Origin of the sequence: Cupriavidus sp. P-10 (assembly GCF_003402535.2) — a bacterium.
Classification (GTDB): Bacteria; Pseudomonadota; Gammaproteobacteria; order Burkholderiales; family Burkholderiaceae; genus Cupriavidus.
The window spans coordinates 126,019-145,751 of sequence record NZ_AP025170.1; the positions used below are offsets into that span (position 1 = coordinate 126,019).

The following is a 19,733-nucleotide window of genomic DNA, read 5'->3' on the forward strand; positions in this document are numbered from 1 at the left end:
GAGCGCGCATACCGGCCACCACATCCGCCACCACATCCGCCACCACTTCCGCACACATACACCGATCCAGGAGACCCGACATGGAAGAGATCGTCATCGTTTCAGCCGCCCGCACGCCGATGGCTGCGTTCCAGGGCGAATTCGCCAGCGTCACCGCGCCGCAGCTTGGTGCCGCCGCCATCCGCGCGGCGGTCGAGCGCGCCGGCCTGAAACCCGAGCAGGTTGAAGAAGTGGTGTTCGGCTGCGTGCTGCCCGCCGGGCAGGGCCAGGCACCGGCACGCCAGGCCGCGCTGGGCGCGGGCTTGCCGCTGGGCGTGGGCTGCACCACCGTCAACAAGATGTGCGGCTCGGGCATGCGCGCGGCGATGACCGTCTATGACGGCCTGATCGCCGGCTCGTTCGACGTCGCGGTTGCCGGTGGCATGGAAAGCATGACCAACGCGCCGTACCTGATCCCGAAGGGCCGCGGCGGCTACCGCATCGGCCACGGCATGGTCTACGACCACATGATGCTCGATGGCCTGGAAGACGCGTACGACAAGGGCCGCGCCATGGGCACCTTCGGCGAGGACTGCGCCGCCAAGTACGGCTTCACGCGCCAGCAGCAGGACGAGTTCGCGATGGAAAGCGTGCGCCGCGCGCAGCAGGCCACCGAGAACGGCGACTTCCGCTGGGAGATCACGCCGGTGACGGTGTCGGGCAAGGGTGGTGACACCGTGATCGACACCGACGAAGGCCCGCGCCGCATCAAGCTCGACAAGATCCCGTCGCTCAAGCCGGCCTTTGCCAAGGACGGCACCATCACCGCCGCATCGTCGTCGTCGATCAACGACGGCGCCTCGGCGCTGGTGATGATGCGCGCGTCCACCGCGAAGCAGCTGGGCCTGCAGCCGATCGCCCGCATGCTGGGCCACACCACGCACGCGCAGGCGCCTGGCTGGTTCACCACCGCACCGGTGGAAGCGATTGCCAAGCTGTACCGCAAGCTGGACTGGACCACCGACAGTGTCGACCTGTTCGAGATCAACGAGGCCTTTGCCGTGGTGCCGATGGCCGCGATGCACGACCTCAAGATCCCGCGCGACAAGGTCAATATCCACGGCGGCGCGTGTGCGCTGGGGCATCCGATCGGCGCTTCGGGCGCGCGCATCATGACCACGCTGATCGGCGCGCTGCGCAAGACCGGCGGCAAGCGTGGCGTGGCGAGCCTGTGTATCGGTGGCGGCGAAGCGACGGCGGTGGGGATCGAGATCCTGTAACGCTTTTCCTTCCCGCTTGTTGTCTCCCCTCTCCCATAAGTGGGAGAGGAGAGTAAAACCAGAAAAAGGAGCCCAGCCTTGCCAACCGTCCTGATCCTCGGTGCCTCCCGCGGCATCGGCCTTGAATTTGTCCGGCAGTACCGCGCCGACGGCTGGCGCGTCATCGCGGCGGCACGCTCGCCGGAAGGCGTGGGCGAGTTGCAGGCGCTTGGTGCCGAAGCCCACCAGGTCGATTTGTCAGACCCCGGCGCGGTCGCCGGGCTCGGCTGGAAGCTTGACGGCGAAGCGCTCGACGTGGCGATCTACAACGCCGGCGTGCTGGGCCCGCGCACCGAAGGCGCGCAACCGGTGACGCCGCAGGAGTTCGACCAGGTGATGCACGTCAACGTGCTCGGCCCGATGATGGCGCTGCCGCTGGTGCTGCCCTACGTCGAAGCCGGCCAGTCCGGTCATGGCGGCGTGCTGGCGGTGCTGTCCTCGCGCATGGGCAGCATTGGCGGGATGGAGCACAACGGCAGCTGGCTGTACCGCGTCAGCAAGGCCGGCGCCAATGCGGCGCTGCGCGCGGTGTCGCTCGACGCGCGCCACGCAACCTGCGTCGCGCTGCACCCGGGCTGGGTCAAGACCGACATGGGCGGCCAGGAAGCCGACCTGACCGTGCAGCAGAGCGTCAAGGGCATGCGCCAGGTGCTGGCCGGCGTCAAGCGGCGCGACAACGGCACCTTCCACAACTACGACGGCACGCCGATCCCCTGGTGATCGCGCGCGCACGACCAACCGACCATCGACATGCTGCTGACCCCCGAACAGGAAATGATCCGCGACGCCGTGCGCCAGTTTGCGCAGGAGGTGATCGCGCCGCAGGCCGCGCAGTGGGACCGCGACAAGACCTTCCCCAAGGACGTGCATCGCGAACTGGCGACGCTGGGCGCGTATGGCGTGGCCGTGCCCGAGGAATACGGCGGCGCCGGCCTTGACTACCTGTCGCTGGCGCTGATCCTGGAAGAGATTGCGGCTGGCGACGGCGGCACCTCCACCGTCATCAGCGTCAACAACTGCCCGGTGTGCAGCATGCTGATGTCGTTCGCCAGCGAAGCGCAGAAGCAACAGTGGCTGGTGCCGCTGGCACGCGGCGAGATGCTGGGCGCGTTCTGCCTGACCGAGCCGCACGTGGGCTCTGACGCCTCGGCGCTGCGCACCACCGCGGTCCGCGACGGCGACGGCTACGTGCTCAACGGCGTCAAGCAGTTCATCACCAGCGGCAAGAACGCCGATGTGGCGATCGTGCTGGCGGTGACCGACAAGGCCGCCGGCAAGCGCGGCATCAGCGCGTTTATCGTGCCGACATCGACGCCGGGCTACGTGGTGGCGCGGCTGGAAGACAAGCTCGGCCAGCATTCGTCGGACACCGCGCAGATCCTGTTCGAGGACTGCCGCGTGCCTGCCGCCAACCTGCTGGGCGACGAGGGCGGCGGCTACAAGATGGCGCTGTCCGGGCTGGAAGGCGGGCGCATCGGCATCGCCTCGCAAAGCATCGGCATGGCGCGCGCGGCGTTTGAAGCGGCGCTGGCGTATGCCAAGGAACGCGAGAGTTTCGGCCAGCCCCTGTTCCAGCACCAGGCGGTGCAGTTCCGGCTGGCCGAGATGGCCACGCGCATCGACGTCGCGCGCCAGATGGTGTGGCACGCCGCGGCGCTGCGCGATGCCGGCCGGCCGTGCCTGAAAGAAGCCGCGATGGCCAAGCTCTTTGCCAGCGAGATGGCCGAGCGGGTCTGCTCCGATGCGATCCAGGTATTCGGCGGCTATGGCTATGTCAGCGACTTCCCGGTCGAGCGCATCTACCGCGACGTGCGCGTGTGCCAGATCTACGAGGGCACCAGCGACATCCAGAAGATCCTGATTGCGCGCGCACTGGCCTAACACGGGCTTAAAAAGCGTACGATGATGCCAAGTGCCGCCGGCGCCCCCGGCAACAGGCGGCACGACCCCCGTCTCCGGTATCGCCAACCGAATCGCCAACACAAGAACAAGGCCCCCGACATGACCGCAGCGATCGACTTCTACTTCGATTTCTCCTCGCCCTACGGCTATTTCGCCAGCACCCGCATCGATGAACTGGCGCAGAAGTACGGCCGCATCGTCGCCTGGCATCCGATCCTGCTGGGTGTCGTGTTCAAGACCACTGGCGCGTCGCCGCTGCCGCAACTGCCGCTCAAGGGCGATTACAGCTGGCGCGATTTCGAGCGCACCGCGCGCTTCCACGGCATCGAGTACAAGCGGCCCACGCATTTCCCGCTGCCGACCACGCATGCCGCCCGCGCGATGCTGTGGCTGCAGAACCATCACGGCGACGATATTGCCGCGGCCTTCGCCAAGGCGGTGTACCGCGCGCTGTTCGTCGACGACATCAATATCGCCGAGCCGGCCGAGATCATGAAGCTGGCCGAGCCGCTGGGCATCGACGTGCAGGCCATGGACGTCGGCGCCACCAGCTACCAGATCAAGGACCAGCTCAAGGCCGAGATCGACGTGGCCATGGCCAAGGGCGTGTTCGGCTCGCCCTTCGTCATCATCGACGGCGAGCCCTTCTGGGGCTTCGACCGTTTCGAACAGGTCGAGGCGCACCTGAAGGCGCGCCGCCAGACTGAACTCCGGGCCGTACCTGGTGTGGCAAGCAGCCTGGACAACAAGGAAAAGACATCCGCATGACCGCAGTAACCCCTGGCCACTCCGGCCGTTTCGATTGCGTGATCTTCGACTGCGACGGCGTGCTCGTCGACAGCGAGCCCATCGTCAACCGCGTGCTCAACCAGATGCTGAACGAGCTTGGCATCGAGATCTCGGTGGAAGACTCCACGCGCCTGTTCCTCGGCCGCGCCGTGCGCGAGGAACTGGGCATGATCGAGCGCATGCGCGGCGCGCCGCTGCCCGAGAACTGGCTGTCGACCTGGCTGGCGCGCCGCAACGCGGTGCTCGAGGCCGAAGTGGCGGCGGTGGAGCACGTGCGCCACGCCATCGCCAGGATCGCGGCCACCGGCATGCCGGTGTGCGTGGCGTCCGGCGCGGACCGCATCAAGGTCAAGCTGCAGCTGACCAAGACCGGGCTGGTCGAGCTGTTCCAGCAAGATGAGCGCGAGCATATCTTTTCCGCCACCGAAGTGGCGCGCAGCAAGCCCGCGCCCGACGTGTACCTGCTGGCTGCGCGCACCATGGGCGTTGAGCCGGCGCGTTGCGCCGTGGTCGAGGACAGCCCCACGGGCGTCACCGCCGGCGTGGCGGCCGGCATGACGGTGTTCGGCTACGCCGCGCGCAACGACGCCGCGTCGCTGCGCGAAGCCGGTGCGCATACGCTCTTCACCGACATGCGCGACCTGCCGGAGCTGGTGGGATGACAGCGCGCCGCCCGCCCAAGGCCGGTCCGGCGCCGTGCCCCTGCGGCGGCGCCGACTATGCCGCGTGCTGCGGCCGCTTCCATCGCGGCGAGGCGTTGCCGCCCAATGCCGAGGCGCTGATGCGCTCGCGCTACAGCGCCTATGTGCTGAACGACACCGACTGGCTGCGCCAGACATGGCATCCGTCTACCTGTCCGGCCGATCTTCTGCCGGATACCGCCACGCGCTGGCTCGGGCTGTCGGTGAAGACGCACGCGCAGCAGGACGATACCCATGCCGAGGTGGAGTTCGTCGCGCGCTACAAGGTTGGCGGGCGCGCCTGGCGGCTGCATGAGCGCAGCCGCTTCGTGTGCGAGCCGCGCGCGCCCGACGAAGCGCCGCGCTGGCTCTATGTGGATGGCGACATGATCGGGGAAGCGCCATGAGCATCGCCACATAGCCGGGCCTCCACCCCACGCCCGCAGCGCAGGCTGGACAGATCCCCACCAAGACCCAAGCACGAAGAGACGATACGATGCCCACGCTGGAAACCAAACTGAACGCCCGCTCAGAATCGTTCAAGGCCAACGCCGACGCGATGCGGGAACTGGTGGCCGACCTCAAGGCGAAGATCGCAAAACTGGCGCAGGGCGGCGGTGACGACGCGCGCAACAAGCACCTGTCGCGTGGCAAGCTGCTGCCGCGCGACCGCGTGCAGATGCTGCTGGATCCTGGTACGCCGTTCCTGGAGCTGTCGCAGCTCGCGGCCTACGACATGTATGACGATGCCGCGCCGGGCGCCGGCATCATCACCGGCATCGGCCGCGTGGCCGGGCAGGAGTGCGTGATCGTCTGCAACGACGCCACCGTCAAGGGCGGCACGTACTACCCGATCACGGTCAAGAAGCACGTGCGCGCGCAGGAGATCGCCGAGCAGAACAACCTGCCGTGCATCTACCTGGTCGATTCCGGGGGCGCCAACCTTCCCAACCAGGACGACGTGTTCCCCGATCGCGACCACTTCGGCCGCATCTTCTACAACCAGGCCAACCTGTCCAAGCAGGGCATCCCGCAGATCGCGGTGGTGATGGGTTCCTGCACCGCAGGCGGCGCCTACGTGCCGGCGATGAGCGACGAGTCGATCATCGTCAAGAACCAGGGCACCATCTTCCTGGGCGGCCCGCCGCTGGTGAAGGCCGCCACCGGCGAGGAAGTCAGCGCCGAGGACCTGGGCGGCGCCGACGTGCATACGCGCCTGTCCGGCGTGGCCGACTACTTTGCGCAGAACGACCACCACGCGCTGAGCCTGGCGCGCAATATCGTGCAGCACCTGAACCGCCGCAAGCCGGACCAGATCCGCCTGCACGAGCCGGCCGAACCGCTGTACCCGGTGGAAGAACTGTACGGCGTGATCCCCACCGACACGCGCAAGCCCTATGACGTGCGCGAGGTGATCGCGCGCATCGTCGACGGCTCCGAGTTCGACGAGTTCAAGGCGCGCTACGGCACCACGCTGGTATGCGGCTTCGCGCGCATCTGGGGCTACCCGGTCGGCATCGTCGCCAACAACGGCATCCTGTTCTCCGAGTCGGCGCTGAAGGGCGCGCACTTTATCGAGCTGTGCTGCCAGCGCAAGATCCCGCTGGTGTTCCTGCAGAACATCACCGGCTTCATGGTGGGGCGCAAGTACGAGAACGAAGGCATCGCCCGCAACGGCGCCAAGATGGTGACCGCGGTGGCGACCGCGCAGGTGCCCAAGTTCACCGTGATCATCGGCGGCTCGTTCGGTGCCGGCAACTACGGCATGTGCGGCCGTGCGTATTCGCCGCGCTTCCTGTGGATGTGGCCGAACGCGCGCATCTCGGTGATGGGCGGCGAGCAGGCCGCGAGCGTGCTGGCGACGGTGCGCCGCGATGGCATCGAGGGCAAGGGCGGCAAGTGGAGCGCGGAAGAGGAAGACGCCTTCAAGCAGCCGATCCGCGACCAGTACGAGCACCAGGGCCACCCGTACTACGCCAGCGCGCGGCTGTGGGACGACGGCGTGATCGATCCCGCGCAGACGCGCACGGTGCTGGGGCTGGGCCTGTCGGCCAGCCTGAACGCGACGATCGAGGACATGAAGTTCGGCGTGTTCCGCATGTAGTGCCGGCAGGGCATCGGCCCTGTCTGCTTTACTGGTTTCATTGGCTTTATCGGTTTCATCGGTTTTTTGGCTGCTACTCCCATGCGTTGCGTGACCCGCCTGCTTTCCTGCCTTGCCACGGTGCTGGCCTTGCTGCCGGCCCTGCCGGCGCCGGCGCAGACCGGGGCCGGCACCGGGCAGGCTGTGCCGCGCATGCGCTTCACCGAGCAAGTGGTGATGCTGCCCAAGGCTGCCATCCCGTCACGCATCGACCTGGAGGCGACGGTGTTCAAGCCGCCGGGAGAAGGGCCGTTCCCGCTGGTGGTGATCAACCACGGCAAGGCGCCGGGCCGGCCCTTCACCCAGGGGCGCGCGCGGTTTCCGGCGCAGAGCGCCGAGTTCCTGCGCCGCGGCTACGTGGTGGTGCTGCCGATGCGGCAGGGCTTCGCGCGCTCGGGCGGCGCCTATGTGGGCGGCAGTTGCGACATCGAGGCCAACGGCATGATGCAGGCTGACGACGTGGTCGCCACGCTCGACTACATGGCCACGCTGCCCTATATCGACATGGAGCGCATCGTGGTGATCGGGCAATCGCATGGCGGCCTGACCACGATGGCCTTCAGCACCATCGGCTATCCCGGCGTGCGCGGCGTGGTCAACTTTGCCGGCGGGCTGCGCAACCTTAACTGCGCGGACTGGGAAGACCGGCTGGTGGACGCCTTCGCCAGCTACGGCGTCGCGGCGCGCTACCCGTCGCTGTGGGTGTACGGCGACAACGACAGCTACTGGCCGGTGCCATTGCCCGGCCGCATGTTCAACGCATACAAGGCGCAGGCCAAGGGCGAAGCGGCCAATGCACGGCTGTTCGACGTGGGCGAGTTCAGCAACGACTCGCACCGGGTGTTCAGCGCGCGCGAAGGTATCCCGCTGTGGCTGCCCGAGGTCGCCGACTTCTTCCACTCGCTCGGCCTGCCGTTCGAGACCGGCTCCTGAGCCGTACCCGCCAACCATTCAGACATCCGCCAACGGAGCGAACCATGGACTTCACCACCCTCACCGTCACTATCGCCAACCACGTCGCCACCGTGACGCTGAACCGGCCCGACGTGCGCAACGCCTTCAACGAGACCGTGATCGCCGAAGTCACCGGCGCCTTCCGCGCGCTCGGCGACATGGACGAGGTGCGCGCCATCGTGCTGGCCGGCAACGGTCCGGCCTTCTGCGCCGGCGCCGACCTGAACTGGATGAAGAAGATGGCCGGCTATTCCGACGACCAGAACCGCGCCGATGCGCTCACGCTGGCGCAGATGCTGCATACGGTCTGGTCGTGCCCGCGCCCGGTAATCGCGCGCATCCAGGGCGACACCTACGCCGGCGGCATGGGACTGGTCGCCGCGTGCGACATCGCCGTGGCCGCCGAGCACGCGCATTTCTGCCTGTCCGAAGCGCGCCTGGGGCTGCTGCCCGCCACCATCAGCCCGTACGTGATCCGCGCCATGGGCGAGCAGGCGGCCCGCCGCTACTTCATCACCGCCGAGCGCTTCGACTCGGCCGAGGCGCTGCGGCTGGGATTCGTGCACGCGGTAGTGCCGGCTGAAGCGCTTGACACCAAGGTGGCTGAACTGGCGGCCGCGCTGGTCGGCAACAGCCCCAACGCCGTGCGCGAGAGCAAGCGGCTGGTGCAGGATATTGCGGGGCAGGTGATCGACGACGACCTGCTGGCGGATACGGCGGACCGGATCGCAAAGATCCGGTCGTCGGAGGAAGGGAAGGAAGGCGTGCGGTCGTTCCTGGAGAAGCGGTCGCCGGCGTGGCGGCCGGCCTGAGGCCTTAATCCAGCCGCGTGTTTGCTCCCCTCTCCCGCCTGACGTCGCCTGACGGGAGAGGGAAGTCATGCTGCAGCACACCGGACGCTTGCAGCACCGAAAAAAGCTCGCGGAATTTTGCGTGAAGATCGCTGCACGCTAACCGCAAGACTGGTGCTTCACCCCAATAACATCCCCCAAGTCCGGCTAAACCACCCCCAAACCAAAAAAACCGGCAACATTGCCAACCGCAAGGGGACATTCATAACATGACCCTCCCGAACCCGTCCGCCCACATCGCGCACCCGGCCCAGCCGGCAACGCCAGGCACCCGGACGGTCAACAAAGGAGGGCTACCTTGGATCACCCGTCCCTTTTTCCAGGCGAAGCGCCGGCGCAGTCGCTAGGCCAGCGCAGCCGCAACGCGGTCTGGCACCCGTGCACGCGGCTGCGCCCCGATGACGATGCGCTGCCGCTGGCGATCGTGCGCGGCGAAGGCCCGTGGCTGTTCGATGCCGACGGCCGCCGCTATTTCGACGCCACCAGCTCGTGGTGGGTCAACCTGTTCGGCCACGCCAACCCGCGCATCAACGCCGCGCTGGCCAGCCAGCTGGAAACGCTCGAGCATGTGATGCTCGCCGGCTGCACGCATGCCCCCGCGGTGGAACTGGCCGAGCGCCTGTCCGCGCTGAGCGGCGGGGCGCTCGGCAATGTGTTCTACGCCTCGGACGGCGCTTCGGCGGTCGAGATCGCGCTCAAGATGAGCTTCCACTACTGGCGCAACACCGGTCTGCCGGCCAAGCGCGAGTTCGTCTGCCTGCGCAATGGCTATCACGGCGAGACCGTGGGCGCATTGGCGGTGACCGACGTGGAAATCTTCCGCGACGCCTATGACCCGCTGATCCGCCGCGCCCACGTGGTGATGTCGCCCGACGCGCGCCAGGCCTTGCGCAGCGAATCGGCCGCCGACGTGTCCGCGCGCGCGCTGGCTGAACTGGAAGCGCTGCTGCGCGAGCGCGCCGGCCAGGTCGCCGCGCTGATCGTCGAGCCGCTGGTGCAGGGCGCCGCCGGCATGGCGATGCATGACCCGTCCTACCTCGACGGCGTGCGCGCACTGTGCGATCGCTATCGCGTCCACCTGATTGCCGACGAGATCGCGGTCGGCTGCGGGCGTACCGGCACCTTCTTCGCGTGGGAACAGTCGCGCGGCGAGGCCTCGGCCGAGACGCCGCTGCCCGCGCATGCGTGGCCCGATTTCCTGTGCCTGTCCAAGGGCATCAGCGGCGGCTACCTGCCGCTGTCGCTGGTGCTGTCGCGCCCGGAGATCCAGCGCGCCTTCGTCGCCGACGAACTCGCGCGCAGCTTCCTGCATTCGCATTCGTACACCGGCAACCCGCTGGCCTGCCGCGCCGCGCTGGCCACGCTCGACCTGTTCGAGCAGGACAACGTGATCGAACAGAACCGCCAGCGCGCCCGCTGGCTGGCCGACGCGATGGCGCCGCTGGCTGCCGACGCGCGCCTGCAGCACGTACGCCAGCGCGGCCTGATCTGGGCCGCCGATGTGCGCGACGATGTGGCCGGCGCGGAATTCTCATCGCGTTTCCACCATGCCGCGCGGGCGCGCGAGTTGCTGGTGCGGCCCATCGGCAACACGCTGTACGTGCTGCCGCCCTATGTATTCGATGCCGCGCAGGCAAGCTGGCTGGGCCAGCAACTGCTGGCCACGCTCGACGATGTCACCACCAGCGCGGAGGTTCGCCATGCTGCTTGAACAACTGAAACAGGCCGCCGCACAGCGCCAGCAACTGGCCCTGACGCGCCGCCGCCGCATCGCGCACACCGCGTGCGCGCCGCACCAGGCCGTGGGCGCCGTCGATGCGCAACCGCAGCCGCTGCTGACTTTCTGCAGCAACGATTACATGGGACTGGCCAACCATCCGAAGGTGATCGCCGCGCTGGCGGAAGGCGCGCACCGCTACGGCGCCGGCAGCGGCGCGTCGCATTTGGTCAGCGGCCATTCGCTGGCGCATGCGCAGCTGGAGGAAGAACTGGCACGCTGGTTCGCGCCGCATATCCCGCACGCGCAGACGCTGTACTTCTGCACCGGCTACATGGCCAACATGGCGGTGCTGACCGCGCTGGGCACGGCGGGCGCAACGCTTTTCTGCGAATCGCTCAACCATGCCTCGCTGATCGACGGCGCCCGGCTGGCACGCGCCGACGTGCAGCGCTACCCGCATTGCGACACCGCCGCGCTGGAAGCGCTGCTGGCGGCCAGCACCAGCGAGCGCAAGCTGATCGTCACCGACAGCGTGTTCAGCATGGACGGCAATGTCGCACCGCTGCGCCAGCTGCTGGCGCTGGCCGAGCGCTACGACGCGTGGATCATCGTCGATGACGCGCATGGCTTCGGCGTGCTGGGCGAGCAGGGCCACGGCGTGCTGGAAGCGCTGGGACTGTCGTCCGAGCGCTTTATCTATATCGGCACGCTGGGCAAGGCAGCCGGCGTGGCGGGCGCATTCGTCGCCGCGCATGAGACCGTGATCGAGCACCTGGTCAACACCGCGCGGCCATACATCTACACCACGGCCGCGCCGCCGGCGGTGGCGCATGCGCTGCTGGCCAGCCTGGCGATCATCGAAGGCGAGGAAGGCCGGCAACGCCGTGCGCAACTGACGCGCTGCATCGCGCTGCTGCGCGAGGGGCTGGCACGGCTGGCCGCCAGCGCCGGCTGGTCGCTGGGCGAGAGCCAGACCGCGATCCAGCCGCTGATCATTGGCGACAACGCCGCGTCGCTGGCACTGTCGGCGGCACTGGAGGCCGGCGGCATCCGCGTCGGCGCGATCCGGCCGCCGACCGTGCCGGAAGGCACGGCGCGGCTGCGCATCACGCTGTGCGCCGCGCATGACGAGGCCGACGTGCGTCGCCTGCTCGACGCCCTGTCCGAGGCGATGCCGCGCAAGGAGGCAGCATGATCGCCCCGCGCAACTTCGCCTGCTTCGTCACCGGCACCGATACCGGCGTCGGCAAGACCCACGCCAGCGCCACGCTGCTGCATGCGTTGAACGGCGCCGGCTACCGCAGCGCGGGCATGAAGCCCGTCGCCAGCGGCAGCGACTGGCGCGACGGCCACTGGCACAACGACGACGTGGCGCAGTTGCGCGCCGCCAGCTCCGTGACGGTGCCGCTCGGCCATACCTGCCCGTTCCTGCTGCGCACGCCGTGCTCGCCGCACCTGGCCGCGGCGCAGGAAGGGGTGCGCATCACCCGCGCGCCGATCCGCGCCGCCTTCGACGCGCTGCGCCAGCAGGCCGACGCCGTGGTGGTGGAGGGCGTGGGCGGTTTCCACGTCCCGCTTGATGCCGGCGCCGTGCGCTGGAGCACCGCCGACCTGGCCGTGATGCTGGGCCTGCCGGTGGTGATGGTGGTCGGTATCCGCCTCGGCTGTCTCAACCACGCCGTGCTCACCGCCGAAGCGATCCGCGCGCGCGGCCTGTTGCTGGCCGGCTGGATCGCCAACCGGATCGATCCCGACATGCTGCTCGCCGACGAGAACATCGCCACGCTGCATGCATCGCTGGACGCGCCGTGTCTGGGCGAGCTGCCCTGGCAACTGGAGCCCGCCGCCGCCGCGACACGCCTCGACCTCGCTCCGCTGTTCGCCGCCACCGCCAAATCCCAGGCCGAGGCCGCCGGCCTTGCCGCCTGAACCAGAATTCGACTGAAAAAAACATGACCCAAGCCCACACCGTTACCACCATCTCCGCCGATTCGCTGCGCCAGACCGCACGCCAGCACGCATTGCCTGACGACGCCAAATGGCGCGTCGACGACGTCGCCGCGCTGTTCGCGCTGCCGTTCAACGACCTGCTGTTCCGCGCCCAGCAGGTGCATCGCGAGAATTTCGACGCCAACACCGTGCAGCTGTCGACGCTGCTGTCGATCAAGACCGGCGGCTGCGAGGAGGATTGCGGCTATTGCCCGCAGAGCGCGCACCACGATGCCGGCGTCAAGGCCGAGAAGCTGATGCCGCTGGACGAGGTGCTGGACGCCGCGCGCGCCGCCAAGGCCAACGGCGCCACGCGCTTCTGCATGGGCGCTGCCTGGCGCAGCCCCAAGGACCGCCACCTGGAGCCGGTGATGGACATGGTGCGCGAGGTCAAGGCGATGGGCCTGGAAACCTGCGTCACGCTCGGCATGCTCAAGGCCGAGCAGGCGCAGCAGCTCAAGGACGCCGGGCTGGACTACTACAACCACAACCTGGATACCTCGCCTGAGTTCTACGGCAAGATCATCACCACGCGCACCTACCAGGACCGGCTCGACACCATCGGCCATGTGCGCGACGCCGGCATCAACGTCTGCTGCGGCGGCATCGTCGGCATGGGCGAATCGCGCGAGGCGCGCGCGGGCCTGATCGCGCAGCTGGCCAATATGGACCCGTATCCGGAGTCGGTGCCCATCAACAACCTGGTCCAGGTCGAAGGCACGCCGCTGGCCGGCACCGAGGCGCTGGACCCGTTCGAGTTCGTCCGCACCATCGCGGTGGCCCGCATCACCATGCCGGGTGCCATGGTGCGCCTGTCCGCCGGCCGCGAGGCCATGGACGAAGCCTTGCAGGCGCTGTGCTTCATGGCCGGCGCCAATTCCATCTTCTACGGCGAAAAGCTGCTGACCACCGGCAACCCGCAGGCCGACCGCGATCGCGCCCTGCTGGCCCGCCTGGACATCCGCGCGGAGGGTTACGCCGGGTAGTTGCGCGGGGAAGTTACGCGATAAAGCGACATCGGAAATAACCCATTGGACATCTCCCCGCCGTAAGATGCCGATAACGGCATAACAAGGAGGGAGCCATGTTCAGCAAGATCCTGATCGCCAACCGCGGCGAGATCGCCTGCCGTGTCGCCGCCACTTGCCGCCGGCTCGGCATCCGCACCGTCGCGGTGTACTCGGATGCCGACGCCAATGCCCGCCACGTCGCCTTCTGCGACGAAGCAGTCCATATCGGCGGCGCCGCCGCGCGCGACAGCTACCTGCGCGCCGACCACATCATCGAGATGGCCAGGGAAAGCGGCGCCCAGGCGATCCACCCCGGCTACGGCTTCCTGTCCGAGAACGAAGCCTTTGCCGAGGCCTGCGCCGCGGCCGGGCTGGTCTTCATTGGCCCGCCGGCCTCCGCCATCCACGCCATGGGCAGCAAGAGCGCGGCCAAGCAGTTGATGGAAAAGGCGTCGGTGCCGCTGGTGCCGGGCTATCACGGCGAAGACCAGGACGCGGCGCTGCTGCGCCGCGAGGCCGACCGCATCGGCTACCCGGTGCTGCTCAAGGCCAGCGCGGGCGGCGGCGGCAAGGGCATGCGCGTGGTCGAGTCGGGCGATGGCTTCGAGGCCGCGCTGGCGTCGGTCAAGCGCGAGGCCAGCGCCAGCTTCGGCGACGACAAGGTGCTGGTCGAGAAGTACCTGACCCGCCCGCGCCATATCGAAATCCAGGTGTTCGCCGATACGCACGGCAACTGCGTCTACCTGTTCGAGCGCGACTGCTCGGTGCAGCGCCGCCACCAGAAGGTGCTGGAAGAGGCGCCCGCGCCGGGCATGACGGAAGAACGCCGCCGCGCCATGGGCGAAGCGGCAGTCGCCGCTGCCAAGGCGGTGGGCTATGTCGGCGCCGGCACCGTCGAGTTCATCGCCAACCAGGACGGCTCCTTCTATTTCATGGAGATGAACACGCGCCTGCAGGTCGAGCACCCGGTCACCGAGATGATCACCGGGCAGGACCTGGTCGAATGGCAACTGCGCGTTGCCGCCGGCGAGCCGCTGCCGCTCACGCAGCAGCAACTGCGCATCGACGGCCATGCGCTGGAAGCGCGCATCTACGCCGAGAACCCCGACAAGCAGTTCCTGCCCTCCACCGGCACGCTGCGCTTCCTGCGCACGCCGCCGGCGGTGCAGTTCATGCGTGGCGAAGATGCGCATGGCCCGGCCGGCATCCGCATCGATGCCGGCGTGCGCGAAGGCGACACCATCAGCCCGTACTACGACCCGATGATCGCCAAGCTGATCGTCTGGGGCAAGGACCGCGACGAGGCGCTGGCGCGCATGCGCCAGGCGCTGGCGGCATACCATGTGGTCGGCCTGTCGACCAACGTGGCGTTCCTGCAGCGGCTGGTGTCGTCGCAGGCATTCCGCACCGCGGACCTCGATACGGGACTGATCGAGCGCAACGAGAAGACCCTGTTCCCGCCGCGTGCGCCGGTCGGCATGGAGATCATCGCGCTGGCGGTGGCCGCGCTGCTGGATCGCGAGGCGCGCGAGCTGCGCATCGACGCCGCCGATCCCCACTCGCCGTGGACCCACGGCGGCGCGTGGCGGCTCAACGGCGGCGTGTCGCGCCAGCTGCGCTTCGGCTACGGCGACCATGTGCTCGACGTGACGCTGAACACCAATGCGCGCGGCAGCACGCTGATCTACGCCGACCAGGCCGCGCCTTTCGCCAGCACCTGCCAGGCCGACGACCTGCGCGTCAACCTTGGCACCCGCCGTGCGCATGGACAGGTGCACAGCGATGGCGAGACCTTCCATGTGTTCTATGCCGGGCGGCATGTCGCGCTGGCTTGGCTCGACCCGCTGGCCCATGCCGGCGAAACCGAAAGCGAGGGCGGCAAGCTGACCGCGCCGATGCCGGGCAAGGTCATCGCGGTGATGGTCGAAGCCGGCAGCACGGTCACGCGTGGCACGCCGCTGCTGGTGATGGAAGCGATGAAAATGGAGCACACCATCAGCGCACCGGCCGACGGCGTGGTCAGCGAAGTGCTCTACGGGGTGGGCGAGCAGGTGGCCGAAGGGGCGCAACTGCTGGCGTTCGAAGGCTAGTAAGGAGCGCGCACGACGGGGTCTGGCCCGAAGCCTGACCCCGATCGCATTCCTCTGCCAGAATAGCCTTTTGAGCGATCAATGCCTGCCGTCAATCCCGCACACGCGGAAACGGCACGGACGCCGCTTCTCCCCCGCAATATCCCTGGAGACAAAATGAAGTTGCAGTTGTACGTCCCCGACGGCCGCTATGACCCGTGGATCGAAGGCTTTGCCGAAGCCCTGCCTGAAGCCGAATGCCTGACCTGGGAGGGCAGCCGCGACGAGCCAGCCGACTATGCCGTGGTCTGGCGCCCGCCTGTGGAAATGCTGCGCGGCCGCACCGACCTGAAGGCGGTGTTCAACCTCGGTGCCGGTGTCGACGGCATCCTGCGGCTGCGCGACGAAGCGCCCGATGCGCTGCCCGCCGGCGTGCCGATCGTGCGGCTGGACGATGCCGGCATGGCCGCGCAGATGGCCGAGTACGTCACCGCCGCCGTGCTGCGCTATTTCCGCAAGCTCGACGCCTATGAGGCGCAGGAGCGCGCCGGCAACTGGAAATTCCTCAAGCCGCATCGCCGCGCCGACTTCACCATCGGCGTGATGGGCGTGGGCACGCTCGGCACGCATATCGCCCGCACGCTGGCCGGCTTCGGCTTCCCGGTGCGAGGCTGGAGCCGCACCGCGCGCGCGATCGAAGGCGTCAGCGGTTTCTACGGCGATGCGGGGCAGGCGCCGTTCCTGGACGGCCTGCGCGTGCTGGTCAATGTGCTGCCGCTGACACCGCAGACCGAGAACATCTTGAATGCCGGCCTGTTCGCGCGACTGGCGCAGGGCGCCTATGTGATCAACGTGGCGCGGGGGCAGCACCTGGTCGAGGAAGACCTGCTGGCCGCGGTGCAGTCCGGCCAGCTCGGGGGCGCCACGCTCGACGTGTTCCGCACCGAGCCGCTGCCGGCCGACCATCCGTTCTGGCAGGAGCCCCGCATCACGGTGACGCCGCATATCTCGGCGCTGACGCTGCGCGAGGACAGCATCGCCCAGATCGCCGGCAAGATCCGCGCGCTGCGCGCGAACCAGCCGATTGCCGGCGTGGTCGACTTGCAGCGCGGGTACTGAACCCGGCTGCTGAGCACGGCACCCCACATAACGAACAAAGGACAGGAGACGGCAATGACCATCCCGAACTACGTGAAGATCGTCGAAGTCGGCCCGCGCGACGGCCTGCAAAATGAAAAGGCCATGGTGCCGACCGACGTCAAGGTCGCGCTGGTCAACCAGCTGACCGATGCCGGCTTCGTCAATATCGAGGCTGCATCGTTTGTCTCGCCCAAGTGGGTGCCGCAGATGGCCGATGGCGCCGACGTGATGGCGCGCATCCAGCGCCGGCCCGGCACGCTGTACTCGGTGCTGACGCCGAACATGAAGGGTTTCGAAGGCGCGGTCGCCGCCGGCGCCGACGAGGTGGTGATCTTCGGCGCCGCCAGCGAGGCGTTTTCGCAGAAGAACATCAACTGCTCGATCGCCGAGTCGATCCAGCGCTTCGAGCCGGTCGCAGCCGCGGCGAAAGAGAAGGGCGTGCGCCTGCGCGGCAGCATCTCGTGCGCGCTGGGCTGTCCCTACCAGGGCGAGGTCCCGGTCAGCGCCGTGGTCGACGTGGTGCGCCGCATGCGCGAGCTGGGCTGCGACGAGATCGATATCGCCGACACCATCGGCGTGGGCACTCCGGTGCGCGTGCAGGAAGTGATGCGCGCCGCCTCGGCGGAGTTTGCGATCGACCGGCTCTCAGGCCATTTCCACGATACCTACGGCCAGGCGCTGTCCAACATCCTGGCCAGCCTGGAAGTCGGCATCGCGATCTTCCACGCGTCGGTCGCCGGTCTGGGCGGTTGCCCGTATGCGAAGGGCGCGACCGGCAACGTGGCCACCGAAGATGTGCTGTACATGCTGCACGGCATGGGCATCCATACCGGCATCGATCTGGAAGCGGTGGTGCGCACCGGCGACTACATCTCACAGTCGATCGGCCGCGCCAACAGTTCGCGCGTGGGCCGGGCGCTGCTGACCAAATGGGCCGCCGCCAGCGATGCGGCGCCCGCCTGCGTCTGAGCACAGGGAATAAGGAGAACGCATGACGGCAAGTAACGAAGCGCTGCCCGAATCCGCGCAGCGCGTGGCGGACCTGCTGGCCGGGCTCGGGCACGACCGCCCGGTGGTGATGCTGCCCGCCACCGGCAAGACCTCCGCCGAAGCGGCGGCGGGGCTGGGCTGCAGCGTGGCGGAGATCGCCAAGTCGATCATCTTCCGCCGCGTCGAGGACGATGCGCCGGTGCTGGTGATCGCCAGCGGCAGCAACCGCGTCGACGAGGCCAAGGTGGCCGCGCGCGTGGGCGCGCTGGGCAAGGCCGATGCGCGCTTCGTGCGCGAGAAGACCGGCTATGCCATCGGCGGCGTCTGCCCGATCGGCCATGCGGTGGCGCCGGTGATGCTGCTCGACCAGGACCTGTTTCGGTACGACAGCCTGTGGGCCGCCGCCGGACATCCGCACGCGGTGTTCAACCTGACGCCGCGGCAGCTGCAGCAGATGACCGGCGCGGAAGTTGCCGACGTGGCCGCCGGAGCGCCGGCGTGAGCCCCGGGCTACGTGCAGGGCTGAGCTTCAGCTGGCAATACACGGTGCCGCCCAAGGCCACCGTGCCGCGCCTGTACGACGATATCCCCTGCTGCCCGGAGATGCCCGACGTGCTGGCCACCGGCTACATGGTTGGCATCATGGAATGCGCCTGCCTGCAGATGCTGCGCGAGCACCTGGACTGGCCGCGCGAGCAGTCGCTCGGCACGCTGGTCAGCTTCTCGCACCTGGCGCCGACGCCGCCGGGCATGACGGTGACGGTCAAGGGCCAGCTGGTCGAGGTGGACGGACGCCGCCTGCGCTTTGAACTGAGTGCCTGGGACGGCGAGGACAAGATCTCGGAGGGCGTGCACGAGCGCCACCTGATCGACGCGGGCCGCTTCAACGAAAAGGTGGCGGCCAAGGCGGCGCGCCAGGCAAAGCATGCCTGAAGCGCGCGCATCTGCGACGCTTGCGGCATTGGCCGCGGAGCTCGCGGCACAGGCCGCCCGGCTGGCAACGCCGGTGCCCTCGCCGTGCCGCAACGTCTGCCGCATGGATGCGGCCAGCGGCTACTGCGAGGGCTGCCTGCGTACCATCGAAGAGATTGCCGGCTGGTCATCGGCCGGCGACGAAGACAAGCGCCGCATCTGGGCGCAACTGCCCCAGCGCGCCGCCTGGCTGGCGGGCGAGGAGACACCCCCTTGAGCGAAGCATCGATGCCGACGTTGCCCGAGACCATGCGCGTGTTCGAGCGCGGCTGGCTGTCGGCCAACAACATCCTGTTCGTCGATGGCGACGATACCGCGCTGGTCGACACCGGCTACGTCAGCCATGCACCGCAGACCGTGGCGCTGGTGGCCTCAGCGCTGCAGGGCCGGCCGCTGGCTCGCATCCTCAACACCCACCTGCATTCCGATCACTGCGGCGGCAATGCCGCGCTGCAGGCGCGCTGGCAACCGCGCACCGCGATTCCCGCTGCCGAAGCCGCGGCCGTGGCCGCGTGGGACACCGAGGCACTTACCTACCGCGCCACCGGGCAGCAGTGCGACCGCTTCGGCTTCGACAGCGTGCTGCACGACGGCGATGCGGTGACGCTGGGCGGCATGGAATGGCGGGTTGTGGCCGCGCCTGGCCATGATCCGCATGCGGTGATGCTGTTCGCGCCGGGGCCGCGCATTTTGATTTCCGGCGATGCGTTGTGGGAAAACGGCTTCGGCGTGATCTTTCCCGAGCTGGAAGGCGAGAGCGGCTTCACCGAGCAGGCGGCGGTGCTGGCACGCATCGCGGAGCTGGATGCGCGGCTGGTGATTCCCGGCCACGGACGCATGTTCACCGACGTGGTCCCTGCGGTCGAGCGCGCCACCGCCAGGCTGCGCCACCTCAGCGCCGATCCCGCGCGCAATGCCAGCCATGCGGTCAAGGTGCTGGTGAAGTTCAAGCTGCTGGAGCAGCAGCGGATGACGCAGGCGGAACTGGCGCAGTGGATGGCGGAGGCGCCGTTGATGGTGCGGATCCGCGACCGGTTCATGCCGGGGCAGGAGATGGCGGAGATTTCCGCGCAGACGGTGCGGGCGCTGGTGGGCGCCGGGGCGTTGGCGGTGGAAGGGGAGTGGGTGGTGAATCGGGATTGAGGTGGTTGCAGGCCTTCGCGATTGAAAGCGCCTGCAGGCGCCTCAACGAAGTCCTGCCAGCCTCTAAGCCGCCAAGCCCCCAA

Annotated in this window: 20 protein-coding genes; all 20 read left to right on the forward strand. The window is 68.3% G+C overall.

Annotation, left to right across the window (positions count from 1 at the left end):
• The first annotated feature begins 80 nt into the window (after positions 1-80).
• The 20 genes from CTP10_RS00575 (at position 81) to CTP10_RS00670 (ending at position 19,650) form a co-directional block, all read left to right on the forward strand.
• Positions 81-1,259: an acetyl-CoA C-acetyltransferase gene (locus CTP10_RS00575; RefSeq protein ID WP_116324006.1), complete on the forward strand. Its 1,179-nt coding sequence runs from the start codon at positions 81-83 to the stop codon at positions 1,257-1,259.
• A 78-nt stretch (positions 1,260-1,337) separates the two neighbouring features.
• On the forward strand, positions 1,338-2,018 hold the full coding sequence (locus tag CTP10_RS00580) for an SDR family oxidoreductase (RefSeq protein ID WP_116324005.1): 681 nt from the start codon (positions 1,338-1,340) through the stop codon (positions 2,016-2,018).
• 30 nt (positions 2,019-2,048) lie between these two features.
• Positions 2,049-3,179, forward strand: coding sequence for an acyl-CoA dehydrogenase family protein (locus CTP10_RS00585; RefSeq protein WP_116324004.1), 1,131 nt, complete (start codon positions 2,049-2,051; stop codon positions 3,177-3,179).
• Between the two features lie 120 nt (positions 3,180-3,299).
• A complete protein-coding gene (locus CTP10_RS00590) occupies positions 3,300-3,968 on the forward strand; it encodes a 2-hydroxychromene-2-carboxylate isomerase (protein WP_116324003.1) in 669 nt (222 codons plus the stop codon).
• The gene (locus tag CTP10_RS00595; RefSeq protein WP_116324002.1) at positions 3,965-4,651 is read left to right on the forward strand and encodes an HAD family hydrolase; all 687 of its coding nucleotides are present in this window, start codon (positions 3,965-3,967) and stop codon (positions 4,649-4,651) included. Before CTP10_RS00590 ends, CTP10_RS00595 begins: the two co-directional genes overlap by 4 nt.
• Positions 4,648-5,076, forward strand: coding sequence for a YchJ family protein (locus CTP10_RS00600; protein WP_116324001.1), 429 nt, complete (start codon positions 4,648-4,650; stop codon positions 5,074-5,076). Before CTP10_RS00595 ends, CTP10_RS00600 begins: the two co-directional genes overlap by 4 nt.
• Positions 5,077-5,165: 89 nt before the next feature.
• The gene (locus CTP10_RS00605; protein WP_271815441.1) at positions 5,166-6,773 is read left to right on the forward strand and encodes a carboxyl transferase domain-containing protein; all 1,608 of its coding nucleotides are present in this window, start codon (positions 5,166-5,168) and stop codon (positions 6,771-6,773) included.
• Positions 6,774-6,854: 81 nt separating this feature from the next.
• Positions 6,855-7,745 (forward strand): dienelactone hydrolase family protein, encoded by an 891-nt coding sequence (locus tag CTP10_RS00610; protein ID WP_116316856.1) that lies wholly within the window; start codon positions 6,855-6,857, stop codon positions 7,743-7,745.
• 44 nt (positions 7,746-7,789) lie between these two features.
• A complete protein-coding gene (locus CTP10_RS00615; RefSeq protein WP_116316857.1) occupies positions 7,790-8,578 on the forward strand; it encodes an enoyl-CoA hydratase/isomerase family protein in 789 nt (262 codons plus the stop codon).
• Positions 8,579-8,915: 337 nt separating this feature from the next.
• Complete coding sequence (bioA, locus tag CTP10_RS00620; RefSeq protein ID WP_116316858.1) at positions 8,916-10,328, forward strand: adenosylmethionine--8-amino-7-oxononanoate transaminase; 1,413 nt, start codon at positions 8,916-8,918, stop codon at positions 10,326-10,328.
• On the forward strand, positions 10,318-11,532 hold the full coding sequence (bioF, locus tag CTP10_RS00625) for an 8-amino-7-oxononanoate synthase (RefSeq protein ID WP_116316859.1): 1,215 nt from the start codon (positions 10,318-10,320) through the stop codon (positions 11,530-11,532). Before bioA ends, bioF begins: the two co-directional genes overlap by 11 nt.
• The gene (gene bioD, locus CTP10_RS00630) at positions 11,529-12,266 is read left to right on the forward strand and encodes a dethiobiotin synthase (RefSeq protein WP_116316860.1); all 738 of its coding nucleotides are present in this window, start codon (positions 11,529-11,531) and stop codon (positions 12,264-12,266) included. Before bioF ends, bioD begins: the two co-directional genes overlap by 4 nt.
• A 23-nt stretch (positions 12,267-12,289) precedes the next feature.
• Positions 12,290-13,312, forward strand: coding sequence for a biotin synthase BioB (gene bioB / locus CTP10_RS00635; protein WP_116316861.1), 1,023 nt, complete (start codon positions 12,290-12,292; stop codon positions 13,310-13,312).
• A gap of 98 nt (positions 13,313-13,410) precedes the next feature.
• Positions 13,411-15,426, forward strand: coding sequence for an acetyl/propionyl/methylcrotonyl-CoA carboxylase subunit alpha (locus tag CTP10_RS00640; RefSeq protein WP_116316862.1), 2,016 nt, complete (start codon positions 13,411-13,413; stop codon positions 15,424-15,426).
• A 156-nt stretch (positions 15,427-15,582) separates the two neighbouring features.
• Entirely contained in the window at positions 15,583-16,524 is a 942-nt protein-coding gene (locus tag CTP10_RS00645; protein WP_116316863.1) for a 2-hydroxyacid dehydrogenase, read from the forward strand.
• A gap of 54 nt (positions 16,525-16,578) precedes the next feature.
• Positions 16,579-17,514, forward strand: coding sequence for a hydroxymethylglutaryl-CoA lyase (locus tag CTP10_RS00650; RefSeq protein ID WP_116316864.1), 936 nt, complete (start codon positions 16,579-16,581; stop codon positions 17,512-17,514).
• A 22-nt stretch (positions 17,515-17,536) separates the two neighbouring features.
• Positions 17,537-18,037 carry a YbaK/EbsC family protein gene (locus CTP10_RS00655; RefSeq protein WP_116316865.1) on the forward strand — a complete coding sequence of 167 codons (501 nt, stop codon included), beginning with the start codon at positions 17,537-17,539 and terminating at the stop codon, positions 18,035-18,037.
• Positions 18,034-18,468 (forward strand): thioesterase family protein, encoded by a 435-nt coding sequence (locus CTP10_RS00660; RefSeq protein ID WP_116316866.1) that lies wholly within the window; start codon positions 18,034-18,036, stop codon positions 18,466-18,468. Before CTP10_RS00655 ends, CTP10_RS00660 begins: the two co-directional genes overlap by 4 nt.
• The gene (locus CTP10_RS00665; protein ID WP_116316867.1) at positions 18,461-18,724 is read left to right on the forward strand and encodes a DUF1289 domain-containing protein; all 264 of its coding nucleotides are present in this window, start codon (positions 18,461-18,463) and stop codon (positions 18,722-18,724) included. Before CTP10_RS00660 ends, CTP10_RS00665 begins: the two co-directional genes overlap by 8 nt.
• An 11-nt stretch (positions 18,725-18,735) precedes the next feature.
• Positions 18,736-19,650: an MBL fold metallo-hydrolase gene (locus CTP10_RS00670; RefSeq protein ID WP_116317790.1), complete on the forward strand. Its 915-nt coding sequence runs from the start codon at positions 18,736-18,738 to the stop codon at positions 19,648-19,650.
• The last annotated feature ends 83 nt before the right edge of the window (positions 19,651-19,733 follow it).